The sequence below is a fragment of the Streptomyces sp. SID12501 genome (assembly GCF_010550245.1).
Classification (GTDB): Bacteria; Actinomycetota; Actinomycetes; order Streptomycetales; family Streptomycetaceae; genus Streptomyces.
Window position 1 is genome coordinate 1 of the sequence record NZ_JAAGLU010000527.1, and the last position, 469, is coordinate 469.

The 469-nt window shown below is 75.5% G+C and carries 1 pseudogene; it reads right to left on the reverse strand.

Annotated elements, in window-relative coordinates:
- A pseudogene (locus G3I71_RS47115) lies at positions 1–469 on the reverse strand (acetyl-CoA C-acyltransferase); the annotation flags it as partial.

Below are 469 nucleotides of genomic sequence, written 5' to 3' on the forward strand. Positions count from 1 at the left end.
GCCATGAGGAGCCCGTCAACGCCGTGCACGAAGTCGACCGGGCCGGCCTCGGCGTCGACGACCGCGGCGAGCGGCGTGAGGTCGTGCGCCGCGGCCCAGTCCGCCGACCCGAGCAGCACGGTCGACGCGCCGTCGGTGAGCGGCGTCGAGTTGCCGGCGGTCATGGTCGCGGGCGTGTCGAGGCCCAGGCCGAACGTCGGCCGCAGCGCGGCGAGCTTCTCGAGCGAGGAGTCGGCGCGCAGGTTCGCGTCGCGCGTCAGGCCGCGGTACGGCGTGACGAGGTCGTCGAAGAAGCCCGCGTCGTACGCGGCCGCGAGGCGCTGGTGGCTGCGCAGCGCGAGCTCGTCCTGCGCTTCGCGCGTGATGCCCCACTGCGCGGTCGTGAGGGCCTGGTGCTCGCCCATCGACAGGTGCGTGCGGGGCTCGGACGTGCGCGGCGTCGCCCGCCCGAGGTCCTTCGGCCGCAGAC